16 protein-coding genes are annotated in these 19719 nt (G+C 71.8%); 4 read left to right on the top strand and 12 right to left on the bottom strand.

All coding sequences use genetic code 11. The features are described 5' to 3' along the window. The first annotated feature begins 231 nt into the window (after positions 1 to 231). Positions 232 to 2658 carry a hypothetical protein gene (locus AVW09_RS15100; RefSeq protein ID WP_063258843.1) on the top strand — a complete coding sequence of 809 codons (2427 nt, stop codon included), beginning with the start codon at positions 232 to 234 and terminating at the stop codon, positions 2656 to 2658. 157 nt (positions 2659 to 2815) lie between these two features. On the opposite strand, the gene AVW09_RS15095 is transcribed toward AVW09_RS15100, so the two are convergent. The 7 genes from AVW09_RS15095 to AVW09_RS15065 all read right to left on the bottom strand — a co-directional run bounded on the left by AVW09_RS15095 (position 2816) and on the right by AVW09_RS15065 (position 11569). Beyond that, entirely contained in the window at positions 2816 to 3811 is a 996-nt protein-coding gene (locus AVW09_RS15095) for a hydroxyacid dehydrogenase (RefSeq protein WP_063258842.1), read from the bottom strand. Beyond that, positions 3808 to 7032, bottom strand: a complete 3225-nt coding sequence (locus AVW09_RS15090; protein WP_082823015.1) for a glycoside hydrolase family 3 C-terminal domain-containing protein — start codon at positions 7030 to 7032, stop codon at positions 3808 to 3810. The genes AVW09_RS15095 and AVW09_RS15090 overlap by 4 nt, the downstream gene beginning before the upstream one ends. 152 nt (positions 7033 to 7184) lie before the next feature. Further along, complete coding sequence (locus tag AVW09_RS15085) at positions 7185 to 8258, bottom strand: LacI family DNA-binding transcriptional regulator (protein ID WP_063258841.1); 1074 nt, start codon at positions 8256 to 8258, stop codon at positions 7185 to 7187. A 47-nt stretch (positions 8259 to 8305) separates the two neighbouring features. Next, positions 8306 to 9265 carry a carbohydrate ABC transporter permease gene (locus AVW09_RS15080; RefSeq protein ID WP_082823014.1) on the bottom strand — a complete coding sequence of 320 codons (960 nt, stop codon included), beginning with the start codon at positions 9263 to 9265 and terminating at the stop codon, positions 8306 to 8308. Beyond that, positions 9258 to 10205 carry a carbohydrate ABC transporter permease gene (locus AVW09_RS15075; protein ID WP_063258840.1) on the bottom strand — a complete coding sequence of 316 codons (948 nt, stop codon included), beginning with the start codon at positions 10203 to 10205 and terminating at the stop codon, positions 9258 to 9260. The genes AVW09_RS15080 and AVW09_RS15075 overlap by 8 nt, the downstream gene beginning before the upstream one ends. After that, a complete protein-coding gene (locus AVW09_RS15070) occupies positions 10202 to 10612 on the bottom strand; it encodes a hypothetical protein (protein WP_063258839.1) in 411 nt (136 codons plus the stop codon). The genes AVW09_RS15075 and AVW09_RS15070 overlap by 4 nt, the downstream gene beginning before the upstream one ends. A 72-nt stretch (positions 10613 to 10684) precedes the next feature. Continuing rightward, positions 10685 to 11569: an ABC transporter substrate-binding protein gene (locus tag AVW09_RS15065; protein ID WP_197462661.1), complete on the bottom strand. Its 885-nt coding sequence runs from the start codon at positions 11567 to 11569 to the stop codon at positions 10685 to 10687. A 133-nt stretch (positions 11570 to 11702) separates the two neighbouring features. Here AVW09_RS15065 and AVW09_RS15060 point away from each other — a divergent pair, with 133 nt between their 5' ends. From AVW09_RS15060 to AVW09_RS15050, 3 genes are all read left to right on the top strand, one after another. Continuing rightward, positions 11703 to 12704, top strand: a complete 1002-nt coding sequence (locus AVW09_RS15060) for a LacI family DNA-binding transcriptional regulator (protein WP_063258837.1) — start codon at positions 11703 to 11705, stop codon at positions 12702 to 12704. Further along, positions 12701 to 13615, top strand: coding sequence for an alpha/beta hydrolase (locus AVW09_RS15055; RefSeq protein ID WP_082823013.1), 915 nt, complete (start codon positions 12701 to 12703; stop codon positions 13613 to 13615). Before AVW09_RS15060 ends, AVW09_RS15055 begins: the two co-directional genes overlap by 4 nt. A gap of 126 nt (positions 13616 to 13741) precedes the next feature. Beyond that, entirely contained in the window at positions 13742 to 14077 is a 336-nt protein-coding gene (locus tag AVW09_RS15050; RefSeq protein WP_063258835.1) for a hypothetical protein, read from the top strand. A gap of 7 nt (positions 14078 to 14084) precedes the next feature. On the opposite strand, the gene AVW09_RS15045 is transcribed toward AVW09_RS15050, so the two are convergent. The 5 genes from AVW09_RS15045 to AVW09_RS15025 all read right to left on the bottom strand — a co-directional run bounded on the left by AVW09_RS15045 (position 14085) and on the right by AVW09_RS15025 (position 19576). Beyond that, positions 14085 to 15203 carry an NAD(P)-binding domain-containing protein gene (locus AVW09_RS15045; protein WP_063258834.1) on the bottom strand — a complete coding sequence of 373 codons (1119 nt, stop codon included), beginning with the start codon at positions 15201 to 15203 and terminating at the stop codon, positions 14085 to 14087. 48 nt (positions 15204 to 15251) lie between these two features. Beyond that, a complete protein-coding gene (locus tag AVW09_RS15040; RefSeq protein WP_063258833.1) occupies positions 15252 to 15866 on the bottom strand; it encodes a hypothetical protein in 615 nt (204 codons plus the stop codon). Between the two features lie 48 nt (positions 15867 to 15914). Next, positions 15915 to 16343 (bottom strand): YdeI/OmpD-associated family protein, encoded by a 429-nt coding sequence (locus AVW09_RS15035; RefSeq protein ID WP_022880531.1) that lies wholly within the window; start codon positions 16341 to 16343, stop codon positions 15915 to 15917. Positions 16344 to 16484: 141 nt separating this feature from the next. After that, positions 16485 to 18914 carry a glycoside hydrolase family 2 TIM barrel-domain containing protein gene (locus tag AVW09_RS15030; protein WP_063258832.1) on the bottom strand — a complete coding sequence of 810 codons (2430 nt, stop codon included), beginning with the start codon at positions 18912 to 18914 and terminating at the stop codon, positions 16485 to 16487. Further along, positions 18911 to 19576, bottom strand: a complete 666-nt coding sequence (locus AVW09_RS15025; RefSeq protein WP_063258831.1) for a TetR/AcrR family transcriptional regulator — start codon at positions 19574 to 19576, stop codon at positions 18911 to 18913. Before AVW09_RS15025 ends, AVW09_RS15030 begins: the two co-directional genes overlap by 4 nt. Positions 19577 to 19719 lie beyond the last annotated feature (143 nt).

Raw genomic sequence — 19719 nt, 5'->3', positions numbered from 1 at the left:
ATCCCATCCACACGTTCTTGCCTATAACCCCCGCTCTGCGACCCTCGGCCGGGCACAACTCCTGCAGATCCGCACCGGACGGGTACCCGCCGACGTGTGCGAGGCGTTGCCGCCGGAGTTGTGCGCCACCGGACGCACCACACTCTTGACCCGCGCGGCGTGTTCGCGCTAGTTTGCGCAACAAATTCCTATTGTTTCTGCGACTAAGGACTTGATGTGACAGAGCCGTCCATGCCCCTTCCCCGTCGTGCCTTCTCGCGGCGCTCCATGCTGCTCGGGTCGCTCGTCGGCGCCGCTGCCGCCGGCGCCGCGCTCGGCGGAGGCCTCACCCGCCCCGCCGTGGGCACCGTTCCCGCCGCCACCGGGCTCATCGACCCGGCCCTGGCGGGCGTGCACCCGCGCCTGATCCTGGGCACGCGAGTGTCCCTCACCGAACTGCAGCGCCGAGCCGCCGCACCCGCCTACGCCCCGTTCGTCACGACCCTCATCAACTACGCCAACGGCCGCGCCGCCCTGCCGACCATCACCGGCAACGGCGACGACAACCAGTGGCAGTCGGTCTACTGGGCCCTCCCCGAGCTCGCGATGGCGTACCTCATCACCGGCAACTCCACGTACTCGACGAAGCTCCGCAACTGGACGCTGTACGTCTGCGACCCGACCACCCGCCCCCAGTGGGGCGGCGAGAACGGCGGGTCGATGGGCAACGCCGCCGGCCTCATCGGCGTCTCCGTCGCGTACGACTGGTGCTACGACCTCTTCTCCCCCGCCGAGCGCGCCACCATCCGCGACAAGCTCGCGCTGCAGGCCGATCGTCTGATCGACCAGTTCGGCAACACCTCGGTCGCGACGGATGCCTACTGGAAGAACGACCCGCAGCCCAACCACCGCCACTTCCGCGTCGACGGAATCACGGCGGCCGCCGCCGCGATCCACGGCGACGGCGCGGCGGACTCCGGCGAGAGCGACGACTACCGCCTCGAGTTCGCGCGCTCCCAGCTGCGCCACGTGCTGAACTGGATCTCGCCCGACGGGTCGCAGCACGAGAGCATCACCTACGCGGTCTACGGCAACGAGCACATCATCCGCGCCGTCGACGTCTTCGACGGCATCGGCGGGGGCGACCTGTGGGCGGAGCCGGAGCTGCCGGGCATGGGCTCGTTCAAGGTCGACATGTCCCTGCCGGGGTTCCCGGCGCAGTTCTGGTACGGCGACACCGACGGCAGCCAGTACTACTTCAACCCGTTCCTGTGGCGGATCGCGGGCAAGTACGGCGACGGGGAGCTGCAGGACTTCCTGCACCGGCTCTACACGTCCGGCAGCGCGGGGGCGACCTCCTTCTTCTACAACGCGTGGAACCTGCTGTGGTTCGACGACTCGCTCGCCGCGACGGGACTCGACGACCGGCCGACCACACGCCTGTACAGCGACCTCGGGATCGTGGCATCCCGGTCCGGATGGGCGAGCACCGACGTCTCGCTGCACGTGAAGGCCGGGGTCATGGGCGGTCGGCGCCTGAACCAGTGGCGCGACCGGCTCGGCCCCAACGCGACGTACATCAACGTCGGTCACGACCACCCCGACGGCGGGCACTTCAGCATGTCGTTCGGCGGGGCCGTGTTCGGCGCGTACGCCCCGTACGGTGCGTACCTCACGAAGCAGACGAACGCGATCGTCGCGGGCGCCGACGTCGGGCAGGCCGGCGAACGCGCGACCGGATTCACCCAGCCGTACGCCGACATGCGCGACCGCGCGTCGATCCCCGCGGTGAGCAGCCTCGGGGCCGACACGATCATCGCGGCCGACGTCTCCGGGCTGTACGCCTCGCCGAGCACGTCCGGGATCACCCGCGCGCGCCGGACGATCGCGTTCCTCGATCGGCAGGCCGCCATCGTGCTCGACGACGTGACGGCCGGGACCGCGAAGGACATCCACTCGCTGTTCCACAGCAAGGGCACGGTCACCGACGTCACCGGTGGGTCGGACATCGCGCAGACGATCGGCTCAAGCACGGTGACGGCACGGTACCTGCAGTCGTCGCCCGACAGCGGCGCCACGTTCTCGCACGCGGCCGACACGCTGGCCGTGCTCGGAACGACGTGGCGGTCGACCGTCCCGTCCACCACCGCCGCCCACTTCGCCGCGGCGCTCGTCCCGCAGCGGTCGGCGGCCGACGCCGCCACCCTCGCCTCGACCACCGCGACCGGGCAGCTGAGCGCCGACCTCGCCCGCCCCGGGCGGATCGACACGGTAGCCGTCGCGTCGACCACCGACGGCCGCGGCACCCTCACGGTGCCGGGGGCCCAGGCGGACGCCCGCGCGCTCGTCGTCCGCCGCGCCTCCACCTCGGCGGACCCCAGCGTCCTGACCGTCGTGGATGCCGCCTCCGCCGTCGTCGCGGGAGTCAGCGTCGCCGTGCAGGGCGGACGTCGGAACCTCCGCCTCACGGTCGAGACGAGCGACCTCCGGATCACTCTCGCCGGGGTACTGCCGGACGACCTGCCGGGGGCCGACCTCGTGCTCGGGCAGCTCACGCCCGGCGCGATCGACATCACGGTCGATGGAACGGTCCGACACCTCACGGTGGGCGGCGACGGCAAGGTCACGGTCACGCTGACGCCGGCCGACCGGCACGAGGTTCTCGTCCCGCGCCCCTGACCGGAACTCCCGCCCGCGCCGAACCGGGGGTGCGCGGGCGGGAGTTCCTCCGTGTGCGGGACGGATGCCGGGAGCCGGGCGCGCCGCGCAGCGATGAGGGCACCCGCTCAGCGAAAAACGCGATCGGTGGAGGGGGCAGGGGCGCGAAAGCCCCGGCTCAGGCCAGCGTCGGCAGCAGCCCCGGATCGACCGCCCCGGTGAGGGGCTGGCCGGCGCGGTAGCGCTGCACTTCCTCGAGGATGAAAGCCCCCATCTCGCCGATCTCGCCGCCCTGCACGCCCGCGGCGTGCGGTGTGCACACGACGTTCGGGAGGCTGAGCAGCACGTCTCCCGGCTCCAACGGCTCGGGTTCGGTCACGTCGAGGACGGCATCCAGGCGTCCGCTGAGACATTCGGCGCGGAGAGCGTCGTGGTCGACGAGGGCACCGCGCGCGGTGTTGATCAGCGTCGCTCCGTCGGGCAGCAGCGCGAGGCGCCGCGCGTCGATCATGCCGCGCGTGGCGGGGAGGCTCGGCGCGTGGAGCGTGAGGATGTCGCTGTGCGCGCAGAGCTCGTCGAGCTCGAGCTGCCGCGCCCCGAGCGCCTGCACGAGGGCGGGATCGACGACCGGGTCGTACACGGCGACGTCCCAGCCGTCGGCGACGAGTCGCTGGATCACGCCGCGGCCGATCGCCGACGCCCCCACGACGCCGATCCGCAGACCGAAGCGCCCGCGGCGGCCCCGCACGGCGGGGAACCCGGCGACCCGGTACTCCTGGGCGAGCGGCAGCGCGCGATGGGCGCTCAGCATCACCATCGCGACCGTGTAGTCGATGACCGGCGCCGCACCGATCCGCACGGCCGACGTCACGTCGAGCCCCGCGCGCCACGCGGCCTCCCCCACGACGCTCTTCACCGAGCCCGCCGCGTGGAACACCCCGCGCAGCCGCGGCGCCCGCGCGAGCAGGGCCTCGTCGACGTGGACGGCACCCCAGCTCGTGATGAGCAGCTCCGCCTCGGGCAGGTGCTCGGCGACCGGGTCGGTGAGGGAGTGCAGCGGCCGTTCGTCGAGCAGGTCGACGGTGCGATGGAGCGCGGCCTGGAGGCGCGGCGGGAACACCTCCGGAACGACGTTCTCCCACATCGACAGCAGGACCCGAGGGCGCCGGCTCACGCGCCGGCCCCCGTCACGACGCCGCCGAGCACGGCACGCACGGTGGGCTGCACGCGTCCGGTCCAGCGGAGGTCCTCGGCCGAGAAGCCGAGCGACACCGTGAACTCCCCGGGTTCCGTCATCCATCCGGCGTCCGCAGACCAGTGCGCGAACGCGCGCGAAGGGATCTCGATGCGGACCGTGCTGCGGACCCCCGCGTCCGCTTCGACGGTGGCGAACGCCGCGAGCCACAGCGGCGGGCGCTGCACGTCGGATTCGCCGCGGGACAGGTACGCCTGAAGCACGTGCCGCCCGCGGCGGCGCCCGGTGTTGGTGAGGTCCGCCACGAGGAAGAGACGGTCGCGGACCTCCTCCACGCGCACGGCGCCGAGCGCCCACGCCGTGTAGCCGAGTCCGTGCCCGAACGGGTAGGCGGGGGCCGTGTCCGCGGTCGCCCGCGCGCGGTACCCGATGTTCAGGCCCTCCCGGTAGCTCAGGATGCCGTCGCGCGGGACCACGTCCGAGACCGGGGCGTCCTCGAGGCGCGCGGGCCACGTGGTGGGCAGGCGACCGCCGGGCTCTTCGCGGCCGAGGAGGACGTCCGCGAGCGCGGTGCCGAGCTCCTGCCCGCCGAACCACGTCAGCAGGACCGCCGCCGCGTCGTGACGCCACGGCGTCTCCACCGGCGCACCCGCGGCCACGACGACGATCGTGCGGGGGTTGGCCGCGAGGGTCGCGGCGACGAGCGCGTCCTGCTCGGGCGGCAGCTTCAGGTCGGTGCGGTCGTGCCCCTCGGACTCTCCTCCGGCGGGGGTGCCCACGCACACGATCGCGACGTCGGCGTCCCGCGCCGCGGCCACGGCCGCCTCGAGCGCGGACGCGGGGTCGACCTCGTACGCGCGGCCGAGGCGGACATCGAGGATGCGCAGCGGCAGATCCTCCGGCGCCTCCGCCGAGACGCGGACGCGGATGGCCCGCCCCGCGACCGCGTCGACCACAGCGGCGAGCGGATCGGCGTGCGCGATGTGCGCCCCCTCGACGCGTGCTCCGCCGTCCGCAGCGGCCACGGGCACGCCGTCGATCGAGAGCGTGCCCGCGGCCGGGACGTCGATCCCCAGACGCAGCCTCCCCGAACGCGACGGGACGACGTCGAACTCGATCTCCAGCGCTCGCGCGGCGTCGGGCAGATCGCCCAGCCAGATGACGCGCGCGGTCGAGCGTCGTTCGTCCGACAACACCGCGCCCTCGCCGTCGAACAGTCGCGCGCGCACGGCCCCGACGGTCCCGTCGGGGGCCCGCAATTCGCCCGGCTCGAACGGTTCCACCCGATCCGGCACGGTCCCGTCGACGACGGTGAGATGGATGCCGGCCTCCCCCGCGAGCGCCTCGGCCGGTGTCGACACGCGCACGGGGAACACCTCGGAGCTCCCGCCGCCCTGCACCCGCGGACGCGTCGCGCCCGGCCCGAGAAGTGCAACCCGCAGCGGCGCCTCGGGCGTTACGGCGAGGGGAAGGATGCCGTCGTTCTGCAGCAGCACGGCGCCGCGGGTCAGCACGGTGCGGGCCAGGATGCCGGGATCGAGCGGCGAGAGCCGCGGCCGGAGCCCGCCCCCGAGCGCGCCCGTGCGCTCGGCGAGACGCAGGATGCGCCGCACCTTCTCATCGATGAGCGCTTCGGGCACTTCACCGGCCTCGACCGCGGCGCGCAGCGCGTCGCCCCACGCGCCGCGCGGCCCCGGCATCTCGAGGTGCTGCCCCGCCGCCGCAGCCGCCACCGACCGCACCGCCGACCAGTCGGAGACGACCACGCCGTCGAAACCCCACGCCGTGACGAGCGGGTCGTCGAGGAGACGGTTCTCGCTCATCGTGACCCCGTCGACGGCGTTGTACGCGCTCATGATCGCCCCCGCGCCCGCCTCCAGGGCGACGCGGAACGGCTCCAGGTAGAGCTCGTGAAGCGTGCGGTCATCGGCATCCACGGAGACGGTCATGCGCTCGGTCTCGGAGTCGCCCAGGACGTAATGCTTGGGGCACGCGACCACCCCGCCGTCCTGCAGCCCCCGGACGTAACCGGCGGCGATCTCGCCCGACAGCACCGGGTCCTCGGAGAACGACTCGAACGTGCGGCCGCCGAGCGGGCTGCGGTGCAGGTTGACGGTGGGGCCGAGCACGACGTCGACGCCGTGGCGCACCGCCTCGTCCGCAAGGGCGCTTCCGGCGTCGCGGGCGAGCGCCGGATCCCACGTCGCCGCGAGGGCGCCCGCGGACGGGAACACGACCGACGGCTGGCGCTCGTCCATCGTGGGGCCGCGCACCCCGACGGGCCCGTCGGACAGGACGAGAGGCCGCAGACCGATCCGCGGCACCGCGGCGGTGGACCAGAAGTCACGGCCGGTGACGAGCGCGATCTTCTCGTCGAGCGTCAGGGCGGCGAGCGCCCCCTCGACGCCGACGACCGGCACCCGCTCGGGCACGGGGTGCGCATCGAGCCACGCGGTCGCCGCCGCGAGCGCGTCGCGCAGGGGCGGGAGCTCGGGATGCCAGCGCCGCTCCCACTCGAGGCTGAGGTGGCCGTCGTACCCGCGGGCGTCGAGCTGCAGCAGGATCTCGTGGAGCGGGATGCCACCCTGCCCGGGCAGCACCGGGCGTCCGTCGCCGCGTCCGACGACGTCCTTCACCTGGACGTGCCGCAGCCAGGGCGCGAGGAGCGCGACGGTGGTGGAGACGGGCTCCCCCGCGACCCACGGGTGCGCGATGTCCCAGATCGCGCCGACGTGCTCGTCGTCGACGGCGTCGAGGGCCCGCGCGACGGCCAGGCCGGTCGGGTGCGAGTCGTGGGTCTCGAGCCAGACGTCCACCCCGGTCTCGCGCGCGACGCTGGTCGCCGCGCGGAGGCGACGCGCCAGCACGGCGTCGTCCGCGCCACCCGGGAACACCCGGATCGCCGGAAAGCCGAGGTCGCGGGCGAGGAGGGCCTCCGCACGCACGCGCGCCAGCACGTCGGCGTCCGTCGCGGCGGGGTCGGCGACGTTCACGTAGGTGGCGAGACACACCCGATCGACCTCGGCGAGGACGGCACGGGCGTCCGCGCGCTGCGCGGCGGAGAGGTGGACGTTCACCGCGCGGTCTTCGGCGGAGCCGACCTCGACGCCGGTCCAGCCGGACTCCATCGCGACCGCGACCACCTCGACGAGGGAGGCCTCGGTCATTCCGAGCGTGGAGAAAGCGCGTCGTCGCATCATCGAGGACTCCTTCGGCAGCCGGCGGGACAGCAACAATGCTGCTCTCGCGTAGCAACATTACAGAAACAAGTTGCGAACGCAAGCGCGGACAGGCCACGAAACGGCAACGAGCCCCGCCAGGACGGCGGGGCTCGTTTCTCAGCGCGGGGGCGTCAGCGGCGCGGGGCGGCCACCGAATCGCGCACGACGACGTGCGTGCCGAGCTCGACGACCGAGCCGGCGTGGCCGGGGAGCGGCTTCTCGACCGCGAGGCGCGCGGCCTCCCACCCGAGGTCGAACACCGGCAGGTGCACGGTGGTCAGCGGCGGGTGCAGGCGCTGCGCGACGCGGTCGTCGTCGTAGCCGACGACCGACATGTCCTCGGGCACCGACAACCCGGCATCCGTCAGCGCACGCACCACGTCGAGGGCGTGGAAGTCGCTGTTGGCCACGATCGCGGTCACGTCGGGATGCTCGCGCAGCAGCGTGACGGTGTGGGCGTACGCCTGATCGGGCGCGGGGCTGCGACGCGACCGCCGCGGCGAGGGGTCGGTGTAGACGGCGGCCGGATCCAACCCGTGGGCGGCGAGCGCGGCGCGCATGCCGGCGATACGCCCCTCCGTCGTGGAGTACTCCTCGATGCCGCCGACCCACGCCACGCGCGTGTGACCGCGCGAGAGCAGGTGACTGGTGATCGCGAACGCCCCGCCGGAGTTGTCGTAGCCCGCGGCGAGCGCGCGATCCGCCGGCATCGGGCCCGGACGCGCGCACATCACCAGACGCGCGTCGATCTCCTCGAGCATCGTCGCGTAGTCGCCCAGCCGGTCGGCGTAGTCGGCCGAAGCGTAGACGCCGCCGACGAAGACCACGGCATCCAGTTCTCGCTGACGCGCGACGAGGCGGACGATGTCGCGTTCGCGATCCACGTCCCCCTCGGTCGGGAAGATCATGCTGATGCGCCCGTGCTCGACGGCCGCGGCGTCGATACCGCCCAGCACCCCCGAGACCAGCGACGAGCGCACGTCCGGGACGATGACGCCGATGGTCCGCGTCGCCTCGCGCCGACGGGCCCGGGCCTCGGAATATCCGAGTTCGCGCATCGCGGCGACCACGCGCCCGCGGGTCGCCTCGGCGATCGGGTACGTCCCCGACAGCACGCGGGATGCCGTCGAGACCGACACCCCGGCCAGTGCCGCGACCTCGCGGAGATTCGCCCGGCGGACACCCGTGTCGTCCGGCGCACTCATCGAGTCTCGCGCTCCATACCTCCGAAGATAGCTCAGGGCCGTCTCCGTCAGCCCTTGATGCCGTTGGCGAGACCGACCGACCGCAGGAACTGCCGCTGGAAGATCAGGAACAGCCCGATCGGGACGACCATCGAGAGGAACAGCGCGGCCATCATGACCGAGTACTCCAGCGCGGGCTCGATCCGGGGCAGGGCGACCGAGATCGGCTGCACCCCCGGGTCCTGCAGGACGAGCAGCGGCCACAGGTACTCCTTGTAGGCCGCGACGGCGCTCAGGAGCGCGAGCACCGACAGGATCGGGCGCGACAGCGGGATGACCAGTGACCACAGCACCCGCACGGGACCCGCGCCGTCGATGCGTGCGGCCTCGATGAGTTCGCGCGGGATGGAGTCGAAGAAGCGCTTGGCGAGCACGAGCGAGAAGGCGCTCGCCCCGGCCGGGAGCCAGACCGCCCACAGCGTGTTGAGGAGGCTGATCCCGAGGCCCGGGAGATCGAGCACCGTCAAGTAGAGCGGCACGAGCGAGACGATCCCCGGGATGAACAGCGTCGCCAGGACCGCCCAGTAGACGACGTTGCCCCACCGCGGGCGGAGGATCGACAGCGTGTAGGCACCGGTCACGCAGACGAACAGGGTGACGGCCGCGCTGCCGAGCGCCATGAGGAGCGTGTTCAGCAGGTAGCGCCAGATCCCGAGGTCGTTCCAGACCGCGGCGTAGTTCGACCAGTCGAAGACCGAGGGGATCAACGTCAGCGGGTCGGTCACGAGTTCGGTCGTCGTGGAGACGGATGCCTTGGCCAACCACACCAGCGGAAGCACCGCCGCGACGATCAGCCCGATGAGGACGAGCGTCTGGACGATCCGCAGCGTCCAGCGCACGACGGGGCGGCGACGGTCACCCCAGGAGGAGACCGAGCGCGGGACCTCTTCGGGCTCCTCCTCCCGGCGGAGGCGCCGCCGCGACGACGGCGCCACGGGAGGCTGCGTGAGGGTGTAGGTGTCAGTCATTGTCGTTGAGCCTCCGCGTCGCGAACTGGTACACGATCGACACGATCGCCAGGACCACGGCGAGCATCACGCTGAGCGCGGCCGCCGCTCCGTAGTTCGAGTTCACGAACCCGTACTGGTAGATGAGCATCAGGATCGAGATCGAGGCGTTGTTCGGGCCGCCGCCGGTGAGGAGCTTCGGTTCGTTGAACACCTGCATGGTCCCGATGAGCTGCAGGAGGATGAGGACGAGGATGACGCCCCGGATCTGCGGCAGCGTCACATGCCACACGCGACTCCAGACGCCCGCGCCGTCGAGTTCCGCCGCCTCGTAGAGGTCGGGCCGGACGCCGCCGAGCGCGGCGAGGTAGATGATGACCGACGTGCCGGCGCCCGCCCACGTCGCCGCGAGCACCATCGACGGGATGACGAGCTGCTCCGAGTCCAGCCACGCGAAGGGCCCGAGACCCACCGTCCCGAGCAGCGAGTTCAACAGCCCGCTGGGGCCGGGCATGTAGAGCACCTTCCACAGCAGGATCGCCACCACCGGGGGGATGACCACGGGGAGATACGCGAGCGCGCTGTAGAGCCCCTTCCACCGGCGCAGCTCCGACATGACGACGGCGAGCGCGAGCGGCAGCGGGGCACCGACGAGCAGACCGATCGCGGTGAAGAGCACCGTGTTGAGGATCGCGCGGGGCAGCACGGGATCGGTCAGCACGTACTCGAAGTTCGTCAGGCCCACCCACTTGCTGGTGAGGAAGTTCGTCTTCTGGAACGACAGCACGAGACCGCGCACGATCGGACCCCAGGAGAAGTAGGCGAAGACGAGCACCAGGGGCGCGCCGAAGGCGATGGACCACAGTCCCCCGCCGCGCACCCAGCGCTGCACACGCGGGAGGAGGCCCCCGCGCGCCTGGCGCGCGGGGACCCCGACCGGTACCGAGAGGACTCGAGTCACTGCGAGATGATCCGTTCGATGCGGGAAGAGGCGTCCTTCACGAGGGGCTCGATCGGCGCCGAGGGATCGGTCAGCACCGCCTGGACGGTCGACGCCAGATCGGCGTAGACCTCCTGCGCCCGCGTGGTGGGCTCGGGGATCAACGGGATCTTGGTGAGCGAGTCGGTGTAGCTGGTGAAGTGCGACGCGTCGACGTTCGTGTCGTCGGCGATCCACTCGCGGTACTGCTTGTAGACGTCCGCGCTGAGGGGCGAGAGGCCCGGGAGACCGACGATGCCACCGTCCTTGATGAGGGCCTGGGCGTTGGCTGTGGCCGTGTCCTTACTGGTGAACTTGCCGAAGTAGTAGAAGTCGACCCACTTCGCCGCCGCGAGCAGCTGCTCGGGCGTCGACTTCGGGTTCGTCATCTGCACGGTGCCGCCGAGCGGGGTGCCCGATCCGGCGGTGTCCCCCTGCGGGAGGTGCGAGGCGCCGATGACCTACAGGTCCATGTCGTAGACGTTGTTCAGCCACTCGTACGACGCCACGGGGGCGACGAACATGCCCGCTCGTCCGGCGGCGAACTCCTGCATGATGGTCTTCAGGTCCATGATCACGGAGGATCCCATGGACTTGTCGGTCGAGAACATGTCGCGCAGGCCCTGGAGCGCGGCGATGGACGCCGGGTTGTCGATCGTGACCTGGTCACCGGCCTCGTTCTCGATCGTGCCGCCGCGCGAGTAGACCGACGCGGTGTAGATCCAGCCCGCCTGGCCCTCCTGCGTGATCTGCAGGTAGCCGGGGTTGCCCGTGGCCTTCGTGATGGCCTTGGCCGCCGTGCGGACCTCGTCCCACGTGGCCGGCGGCTTGTCGGGGTCGAGGCCGGCCTTCTTGAACAGGTCGCGGTTGTACATCAACGCGACGGTGTCGACCGTGGTCGGGATGCCATAGGTCTTGCCCTCGGCCTGCGCGGGCTTCAGCGTGTCGGGGTTGAGCCGGTCCAGCATGCCGAGCTGGTTCACGACGTCGGTGAGGTCGGCGACCTGACCGTTCGCGATGACCTGCTGCGTGTTGGTGAACGGGACACCCATGACGGTGGGCATGGTGCCGCCGGCGACGAGAGCGGAGAACGACCCGTTGTCCCAGCGCGTCTCGCTGGGCTCGATGGTGATGTTGGGGTTCGCCTTCTCGAACTGGTCGACGGCGTCGAGGAAGTTCTTGCGAGCCGCCTCGGCCTTCGTGCTGGGCAGGTCACCGACGGTGATGGTGACGCTGGCGCTGGGATCGATGGTCGGCTGCTGCTGTGCGCCGGCGCACCCCGTGGCGGACACGGCGAGCGCGCCCACGACGATCGCGCCGAGACCGACGCGGGTACGGAGATTCATCATTGAAACCTCGAGCTCTCTCTAGTGCTGGATCGGATCTTCGGATCGCGACGCTGTGATGCTAGTTGAAATATTTCAATTCGTGCAAGGATGAACATAATGGATCTCAGCCACCAAGGAAGGAGGGCGAGCGATGACAGACCAGGACTTTCCGTCGATGCACGACGTAGCCCGCGTCGCAGGCGTATCGATCGGGACGGTTTCCAACGTCTTGAACAAGCCTGAAATCGTGGCCCCACCGACGCTGCGTCGCGTGCGATCGGCGATCGACGAGCTCGGGTGGCGCCCGACCGGACGCGGACGGCGCGCCCCCGCGGGTCCGGACCTCGTCGGCGTCGTGCTCGCGGGCGCGGAACCGCACCGGGCGGCGCTCCTGGATGGCATCCGTCGCCGACTGGCCGTCGGCGGCGCGCACCCGCTCGTGACCTTCCCCACCGACGAGCCCACCGGGCTCGACGACGCCGTCCGCGCCCTCGAGCGGGCCGGCGTCCGCAGCATCCTGCTGGAGCTGACCGCCGGCGCCGAGCCCGTCGCCGCGCAGGCCGCGGAGCGCGGTGTGGCGGTCGCCGTGATCGGCTCGCCCGCGACCTCCGAGCTGAGTTCCGTCGCCGCCGACCACGCGGCCGCGGTCGCCCTCGCGGTCGCGCACGCCCTCGACAGCGGGCGCCGGCGGATCGTCCTGGTCCACCCGCCGCACGATCGGACCGGCGCCGAGCTGCGGCGCACGGCAGCACGGGACGCGGTCCGCGCGGCCGGGTTCGATCCGGCCGAGGTGCTCAGCGAGCACGACGCCCTGGGTCACGACAGCGCCGCCGGGCGCGCGGCGGTGGAGTTCCTCGGGGAGCGCGGGATGAGCTTCGACGCGATCATCCTGCCCGACGACCGCACCGCCGCGGGAGCCTGGCGACGACTGGCCGAGGACGGCGACGCGAACGGCGGGCGACGCGCGCTGGTGATCGCAGGTCACGACTCGGACGTGACCGAGGCCCTCGGCATCCCGGCCATCCGGACGCCGCTCACGGCGATCGGCTACCAGGGTGCAGACATCCTCCTCGCCGAGCGCAAGGACCCCCGCCGCGCCCGCGTGCGTCAGGTCTTTCCCGTGGAGCTCATCGTCCGGGAGCCCCGCTCATGAGCCTGGATGCCGTCATGGCCCACGCCCTGCGCGACGTGCTCGACTGGGACGACTACGCCGTCGCCGTCGCCGAGCTGACCGCCGCCTACGTCGCGCCGCCGGTCGACGTGTCGGAGCACTCCGCCACGGGCCCTCTCGGACCCGTGCGCGTCCGCGTCTACCGGCCGCTCGAGGCGCCGACCGATGCACCGGGACTGCTGTGGGTGCACGGCGGCGGCTTCACCGCCGGCGACATCGACATGGCCGAGTCGGACGTCGTGGCGCGCGAGCTCGCCGCCCGGGCGGGCGCGGTCGTCGCGAGCGTCGACTACCGTCTCGCCGGCCCCACCACGCTCTTCCCCGCCCCGCTGGACGACGTCGATGCCGCGTGGACCTGGCTCTCCGAACGGGCGCGGGAGTTCGGCATCCATCCGGCGCGCCTGAGCCTCGGCGGGTGCTCCGCCGGCGGCAACCTCGCCGCCGCGACGGCCTCCCGGCTCGTCGCCCGGGGTGGTCCGCAGCCCGCCGCCCTGGTGCTGGGGTACCCGCTCCTCCACTTCCCCGTCCCGGGCGTCGAGATCGACGGAGTCGACGACCTGCCCGACATCCTGCGCTTCGGCCTCGCGCACAACATCGACGTGATGCGCGCGTACGTCGGCCGGATCGATGACCTTCCCGGGGATGCCGTGCCGGGCAGCCGGCATCCGGAGGGCTTCCCTGCCACACTCCTCGCGCTCAGCGAGATCGACGAACTGCGGGGCTCCGGCGAGCTGTTCGCGGTGCAACTGCGCGACGCCGGCGTTCCCGTGCGCGTGGAGGTCGCCGCGGGGATGCCGCACGGGCACCTCAACATCCCGCCCGTCGCCACCCTGCCCGAGGTCGCGCGCACGCTCGACGCGATCGCGAGCGTGCTCGCCGCGACGGGGTCGTAGCCGCCGGTGCCCGGAGCGGCGACTTTCGGCCGATTCGCGCAAAAGGGGACTTTGGTCCCTCCCCTGCCCCGCTGCATCCGGGTAGCTTCTCGGTCACACTCACACGGGTCAGCAAAGGGGCTCCCGATGTTCGGTTTCACTCGCACCACGCCAGAGATCACGTGGAAGTCCATCGAGGGCGACTTCCTGCTCGGCAGCTGTTCGCGCCGCATCTTCGGGTACGCCACGCGATGCGCACAGAGCGCGTGGTCCGCCTTCGACGACGAGGCCCGTCCCCTCGGCGTCTTCGCCGACGTCGAGGACGCGAAGCGGGCGCTGTGGCGGGCGCACCGCGAGGGTCACGACGCCGTGTGCACCGCCCCGCCCGAGATCCTGTCGCGTCGGGGGGAGAAGTCGCGGGCGATGCGGGCCTCCACCGAGGAACGATCGCGCACCGTGGCCGCGCAGCCGGCGTCCTGGTAGGCCACTCTCAGGCCGCGGGCGCCGGGATCAGGCGTTTCCGCAGGACGCGGACCGCCTCGCGACCGGCGCGGTTGGCGCCCACCGTCGACTGCGAGGGACCGAACCCGATCAGGTGCACGCGCGGCTCCTCGGCGACCTGCGTCCCGGTCATCCGGATGCCGCCCCGCGCGTTCCGAAGGTGGAGCGGGTCGAGGTGGTGGAGGTCCGCCCGGAAACCCGTCGCCCAGAGGATCGCGTCGACCGCCGTGAACGAGCCGTCCGCCTCCCGCACACCGTCGGGTTCGATCGCGGTGAACATCGGACGACGCACGAGAGCACCGCGCTCCCGCGCCGCGACCGCGTACGGCAGCCAGGACAGTCCCGTGTAGGAGACGACGCTACCGGAGGGATTCCCGGCCTCGACGTCCGCGACCACCTTCGCGATGACGTCCCGCCCCGTCTCCGGGGTGAATTCGCCCTCCCAGAACACGGGCTCTTGCCGCGTGTACCAGAACACCGTCGCCACGCGGGAGATCTCCTCCAGGAGTTGCACCGCCGAGATGCCGCCGCCCACGATCGCCACGCGGAGCCCGGCGAACTCGTCGAGCGAGACGTAGTCGCGCGTATGCAGCTGCCGACCGCGGAAGGTGTCCTGCCCGGGGTACCGCGGGAGCACCGGGTTGTTCCACGTGCCGGTCGCGTTGATCACCGCGCGCGTCTCCCACACCCCCGCGCTCGACTCCACGAGCAGGTCGCCGTCGGGGGCCGCATCCGCGAACCGCACCGCGGTCACCGTGACCGGGCGCAGGATCGGCGGCCGCAGGTGCGCTTCGTAAGCGGCGAAGTACGCGGGCACCGCGTCCCGGCTCGACGCGGTCGCGTCGATCGGCGGCTTCGGGAAACCGGGCAGGTCGAAGATCCCGTTGACCGTCGACATCGTCAGCGATTCCCACCGATGCCGCCACGCGCCGCCCGGCTCGGGCTCGGCATCCAGGACCACGAACGACGGTGCGTCGATGTCACGCGAGGGGTCCAGGGCGCTCACGAAGCCGGACCGGGCCAGGTGGTAGGCGGCCGAGAGCCCCGCTTGCCCCGCGCCGATGACCACGACGCTCGCCCGACGCCGATCACCCGCGAAATTCGTCACCCTCGATTATCGGCACCGATCACCCGGGGTCGGTGGGGCTGGGAGCCGTCAGGCCGGGGAGGACTTCTTCTTCTTGGGCGCCGGGGCTTCCGAATCGTCGCCCCTGGCCGCGGCCTGCTCCTTCGCCCGCTTCTTCGCCTGCGAGGCGAGACGCGCGAGATCGACCATGCGCAGCGCATCCATGCGCGCGCGCCGCATCGTGGCGTAGTCGGGGTCGGCATCCGCCGTCATCCCCTCGACGTCCAGCCGCTGCGACAGGTTCGCCTCGACGTCCCCCCACGCGGCCTCGCGCGCCGCGGCGACCAGGATGCCGACGCGCTCGGGGTCGGCAGCGAACTCGCGCAGCTCCTTCGCGACGCCGCGGGACTGGCGGGCGCGTCGGCGCAGGTTGCGTGTGTCGCGGTCCCGGTAGTCGTGGGTGCCCGAAGAGTCGGAGAACCGCCCCCATGCGCGCTTGCGCTGCGCCGTCACGCGGTCGGCGGCCTGATCCTGCTCCTCCGCGAGGGCGCGCAGCGTTTCGCGGGCGAAGTCCGCGAACACCTCGCCGTCGAACTGCCCCCCGCGCGCGATCGTCTCGACGAGGATGCGGTTGCGTACGGTGAGCCGCGCCGCGGCCGTCGCGATCGACAGCCCCTCGGCGATGGCATCCTTCGTCCGGCCCACGCGACCTCCCTCTCCAGGCTATCGGTCGCGCCGCGCGAGCGACCCCGCTCAGACCAGGGCGGCGACGATCTTGTGGATGCGACGGGCCCGCGTCTCGGCCGCCTTCGCCTCCGCCACACTGCCGGCGTGCGCCTTCCGGGTGCTGGGGGCGAGCGCATCGAACGCGGCGCGGACACCCGCCTCGTCGAGGGCGGCGGCGAGGTCCTCGGGAAGCTCGACCGTGCGCTCGGTGGTGTCGAGGGTCAGCTCCACGGTGATCGGGTCACCGCCCGCGAGTCCCGTGGCCTTGCGCTTGTCCGCCGAGAACGGGATGAGCTGCCGCCCGCCCATCACCGCGAGCGTGCTGGTGTACACGTACCCGTTGACGGTGACGGTGACCGAGGCGCGTTTGCCGCCGCCCAGCCCCTCGACGACCTCGGGCGGCACCTCGATGCCGGTGTTGTTGCCCATCTGGAACAGCGTCGTCTCGAACCTCATGCGGTGAGTGTGCCAGAGACACGCGTAGGGGAACAGCGCCGGATCCGCAATCCCCCCGACACGCCCCGTTCGCCTCCGTAGGGTCGGATTCGTTGCGGAGGGCCTCGGAGAGTACTCGGGGGCCTTCTGTCGTATCCGGGGTCAGTCCGCTCGGACCGAGACCTCCGCGTCGTCGAACCCCTCGGCCGACACCCGCACCCGGATGTCCCCGACGCCGGTCGGACGCACGATCGCGAGCGCCCGCCCGTGGAACAGGGTCACGGATGCCGCGGAGAACGGCTCCTCGGTCGCCGCGCGGCCCGTTCCCAGCCCGGCGAACACAGCGGGTCCATCGACGTCGACGGTGACGCGGACGTCGCGATCGCACGGGACGATGCCCGCGGCATCCTCCAGGGTGATCCGGAGGAACGCGAGCGCGTCCGGATGTGCGCCGATCGTCGGCTCCTCCGCGCGGGCGACGAGATGGATGCCGTCTCCCGCCGTCCGCAGGGTCGTCCGGCCGGTCTCGGCGCCGCCGCGTCGGGCGATCGCGATGAGCTCGCCGGGGACGTACGCGGTCTCGAAGCGCGCGGTGTACTCGCGCACTGTCCCCACCGGCGCGACACCGAGCGAGACGCCGTCGAGGAACAGCTCGACCTCGTCGGCATCCGCGTAGACGTCGACCGTCACGGGCGCTCCGGGCGCCGCGTCCCAGCTCCACGAGGCGACGGTGTCATCCCACGACCAGGGCGTCACCGCGACGGGCCTGCCGTGATGGCGCGGCGGGTGGACCGCGAGGAACGGCTCGGTGCGCAGGCCGTAGACGATCTCGCGGAAGTACGACACGGTGCGCCGGTGGCCGGTGATGTCGAGATCGCCGGACTCGGCCGCGAGGTACGGGTACGGTCCGGCCGTGCCGGTGGGGACGTAGCCTGGCGCGTCGGTGTAATCGACCCGCCCGATCCCGGCCTCCCCGAGGTAGTCCCAGCCGGTCCAGGTGAAGTCGCCGATCACGTGCGGCAGGCTCGAGACCAGCGGCCACAGCGCGCCGATCCGCTCGGGGAACGTCTCCGACCCGACGATGACCCGGTTCGGGAACAGCTCGGCGTCCAGGACGTACCGCGACTCCGCGTAGTTGAACCCGACGACGTCGAGGACGGCGGCGGACTCCTCGATGGAGCGGGTGACGAGTTCCGACGCGTTCATGAGCGCCATCTGCTCGCCCATCGTGGCCATGAGCGTGTTGGGGTCGGTCGCCGCCGCCTCGGCCTGCGCCTCGGCCATGCGGTCCAGGTTGGCGATGATCCCGTTGATGCCGTTGGTGACGAACCGGGTGTCGTCGAGTTCGCGCACGGCCTCCGCGAGACGACGGCTCCAGATCGCACCGTGCGCGCTGCCCAGCTCGAGGATCTCGTTGCCGATCGAATACAGGACGACACTGGGATGATTGGCATCCTTCGCCACCATCGCCTCGACGTCGCGACGCCAGTGGTCCGCGAAGCCGACGGAGTGGTCGAAGCCGCTCTTCGCGCGCGTCCACACGTCGCCGAGCTCGTCCATCACGACCATGCCGTGGCGATCGCACGCGTCCAGCAGCGCACGGCTCGCGGGATTGTGGGAGCTGCGGATCGCGGTGAACCCGGCTTCCTTGAGCAGCCGGACCCGCCGATCCTCGGCGGCGGGCAGTGCGACGGCGCCCAGGGGGCCGTTGTCGTGGTGCACGCAGGCTCCGCGCAGCGTCACGCTCTCGCCGTTGATCCGCAGGCCATGCACCGGGTCGAGCCGGAGCGACCGGATGCCGAACGCCACCGTCTCCTCGTCGAGCGGCTCTGCACGCCCCTCGTCGAGGAGCGTCGTGCGCAGGCGATACAGCTGCGGGTCGTCGATCCCCCACCGGCGCGGGTCTTGCACGAGGAGGCGCTGCCGGGCGACGGCGCTCTCCCCCGGCAGGACGGACACGGGCGAATCGCCCGCGGCGACGACCGCCCCGTCAGGGTCCTCGACCTCCCACCGCACGCGGACGGTGCGGGTGTGGCGGGTGCCGTTCTCGACGGTCGAGGAGACGGCGACGACCGCGCGTTCGTCGTCGATGTCGGGGGTGGCCACGCGCGTGGCATCCAGGCCGAGATGCACGGGATCGGCGACGACGAGGTGCACCGGACGATGGATGCCGGCCCCCGTGTACCAGCGCGAGTCCTTGTGCACGCGCGCCTCGACGGTGATGCGGTTCGTGCGCCCGAAGCGCAGATAGGCGTCGAGGCGCACCGCGAACGCGGCGTACCCGCTCGCCTCGTGCGCCGCACGGTCGCCGTTGACGAAGACGACGGCGTCCCGGTAGACGCCCTCGAACTCCAGCAGCACCGTCTTCTCGCGCCACTCCTCGGGCACGTCGAGCTCGCGGACGTACTCGAACACCCCGCCCGGGTAGTACCCCGACGTCACCCCCTGCGGACTCGCGGGGTCGCGCGGCAGATCCCGCAGCGCGTCGTGCGGGAGCAGCACCGGGACGAAGGCGGTGGCCGCGTCGCGCCGTTCGAACGCGCCGAGCTTCGGCCCGACGGTCCAGCCGTCGAGCAAGTGTTCGCGGATCACCGGGCGTCCTCGGCCACGGTGTCGAGAAGGTCCTCCAACGCGGTCAGGTCGAATCCACGGACCATGGTCCGGAAGTACTCCGCGAGCGCCTCGGCCATGTCGGTCGACGCGGGTTCGAGCAGCCACTGCACCTGCAGGCCGTCCATGAGTGCGATCGTGGCGACCGCCGCACGGCCGGGGTCGAGGCCGGGGGCCAGTCGACCGGCGGCCTGGATGCGCTCGAAGGCTTCGCGGGTACTCTGCCGCACCTGCTCGTAGCGTCGGCGGAAGTAGTCGTGGGCGGGGTGATCGGGCGCGGTGGCCTCGGCCGACACCGTGCAGTAGAGCTCGACGACCCCGGGGACCGAGGCGTTGTGGCGCGCGAGGTCGACGAGGTTGCGCAGGGTCTCGACCCCGTCGTCCTTCGTGAAGTCCACGATCGACCGGGCGAGTTCGTCGCGGTGGTCGAGCACCGCCTGCAGAAGCGCGCTCTTGCGCGGGAAGTGGTGCAGCAGACCCGCTTCGCTCATGCCGACCCGCTGCGCGATCTCGCGCAGCGACCCGGACCGATATCCGGCCTCGGCGAAGACCTCGAGGGCGGCATCCAGGATCGCCTGCCGAGTCGCCTCGGATTTCGCATACTCGCCCCGCTGTCGGCGGGGAGTCTGCGCCGTCTCCGTCATCGCATCACCGTAACGCCCCACCGCCGCGGTCGCGACGCGTGGGAGCCCTCTCACGAACCGTTCTACAACGAATTTCTAGCGGTCGCTAGTTTTTTGGTCTGAAAATCTAGCGACCGCTCGTATTTGGTGTTACGTTCTCGCGG

The sequence above is a fragment of the Microbacterium sp. T32 genome (assembly GCF_001619615.1).
Taxonomy (GTDB): domain Bacteria; phylum Actinomycetota; class Actinomycetes; order Actinomycetales; family Microbacteriaceae; genus Microbacterium.
Note: the sequence above shows the minus strand (reverse complement) of the source record. Positions and strands in the feature narration are given on the sequence as shown.

Bases quoted from the DNA above. Each gene is read 5' to 3' on its own strand.
- AVW09_RS15100 (WP_063258843.1), top strand. From the start codon at position 232: ATGCCCCTTCCCCGTCGTGCCTTCTCGCGGCGCTCCATGCTGCTCGGG.
- AVW09_RS15090 (WP_082823015.1), bottom strand. From the start codon at position 7,032: ATGATGCGACGACGCGCTTTCTCCACGCTCGGAATGACCGAGGCCTCC.
- AVW09_RS15085 (WP_063258841.1), bottom strand. From the start codon at position 8,258: ATGAGTGCGCCGGACGACACGGGTGTCCGCCGGGCGAATCTCCGCGAG.
- AVW09_RS15080 (WP_082823014.1), bottom strand. From the start codon at position 9,265: ATGACTGACACCTACACCCTCACGCAGCCTCCCGTGGCGCCGTCGTCG.
- AVW09_RS15070 (WP_063258839.1), bottom strand. From the start codon at position 10,612: ATGACGAACCCGAAGTCGACGCCCGAGCAGCTGCTCGCGGCGGCGAAG.
- AVW09_RS15065 (WP_197462661.1), bottom strand. From the start codon at position 11,569: ATGAATCTCCGTACCCGCGTCGGTCTCGGCGCGATCGTCGTGGGCGCG.
- AVW09_RS15060 (WP_063258837.1), top strand. From the start codon at position 11,703: ATGACAGACCAGGACTTTCCGTCGATGCACGACGTAGCCCGCGTCGCA.
- AVW09_RS15055 (WP_082823013.1), top strand. From the start codon at position 12,701: ATGAGCCTGGATGCCGTCATGGCCCACGCCCTGCGCGACGTGCTCGAC.
- AVW09_RS15050 (WP_063258835.1), top strand. From the start codon at position 13,742: ATGTTCGGTTTCACTCGCACCACGCCAGAGATCACGTGGAAGTCCATC.
- AVW09_RS15035 (WP_022880531.1), bottom strand. From the start codon at position 16,343: ATGAGGTTCGAGACGACGCTGTTCCAGATGGGCAACAACACCGGCATC.
- AVW09_RS15025 (WP_063258831.1), bottom strand. From the start codon at position 19,576: ATGACGGAGACGGCGCAGACTCCCCGCCGACAGCGGGGCGAGTATGCG.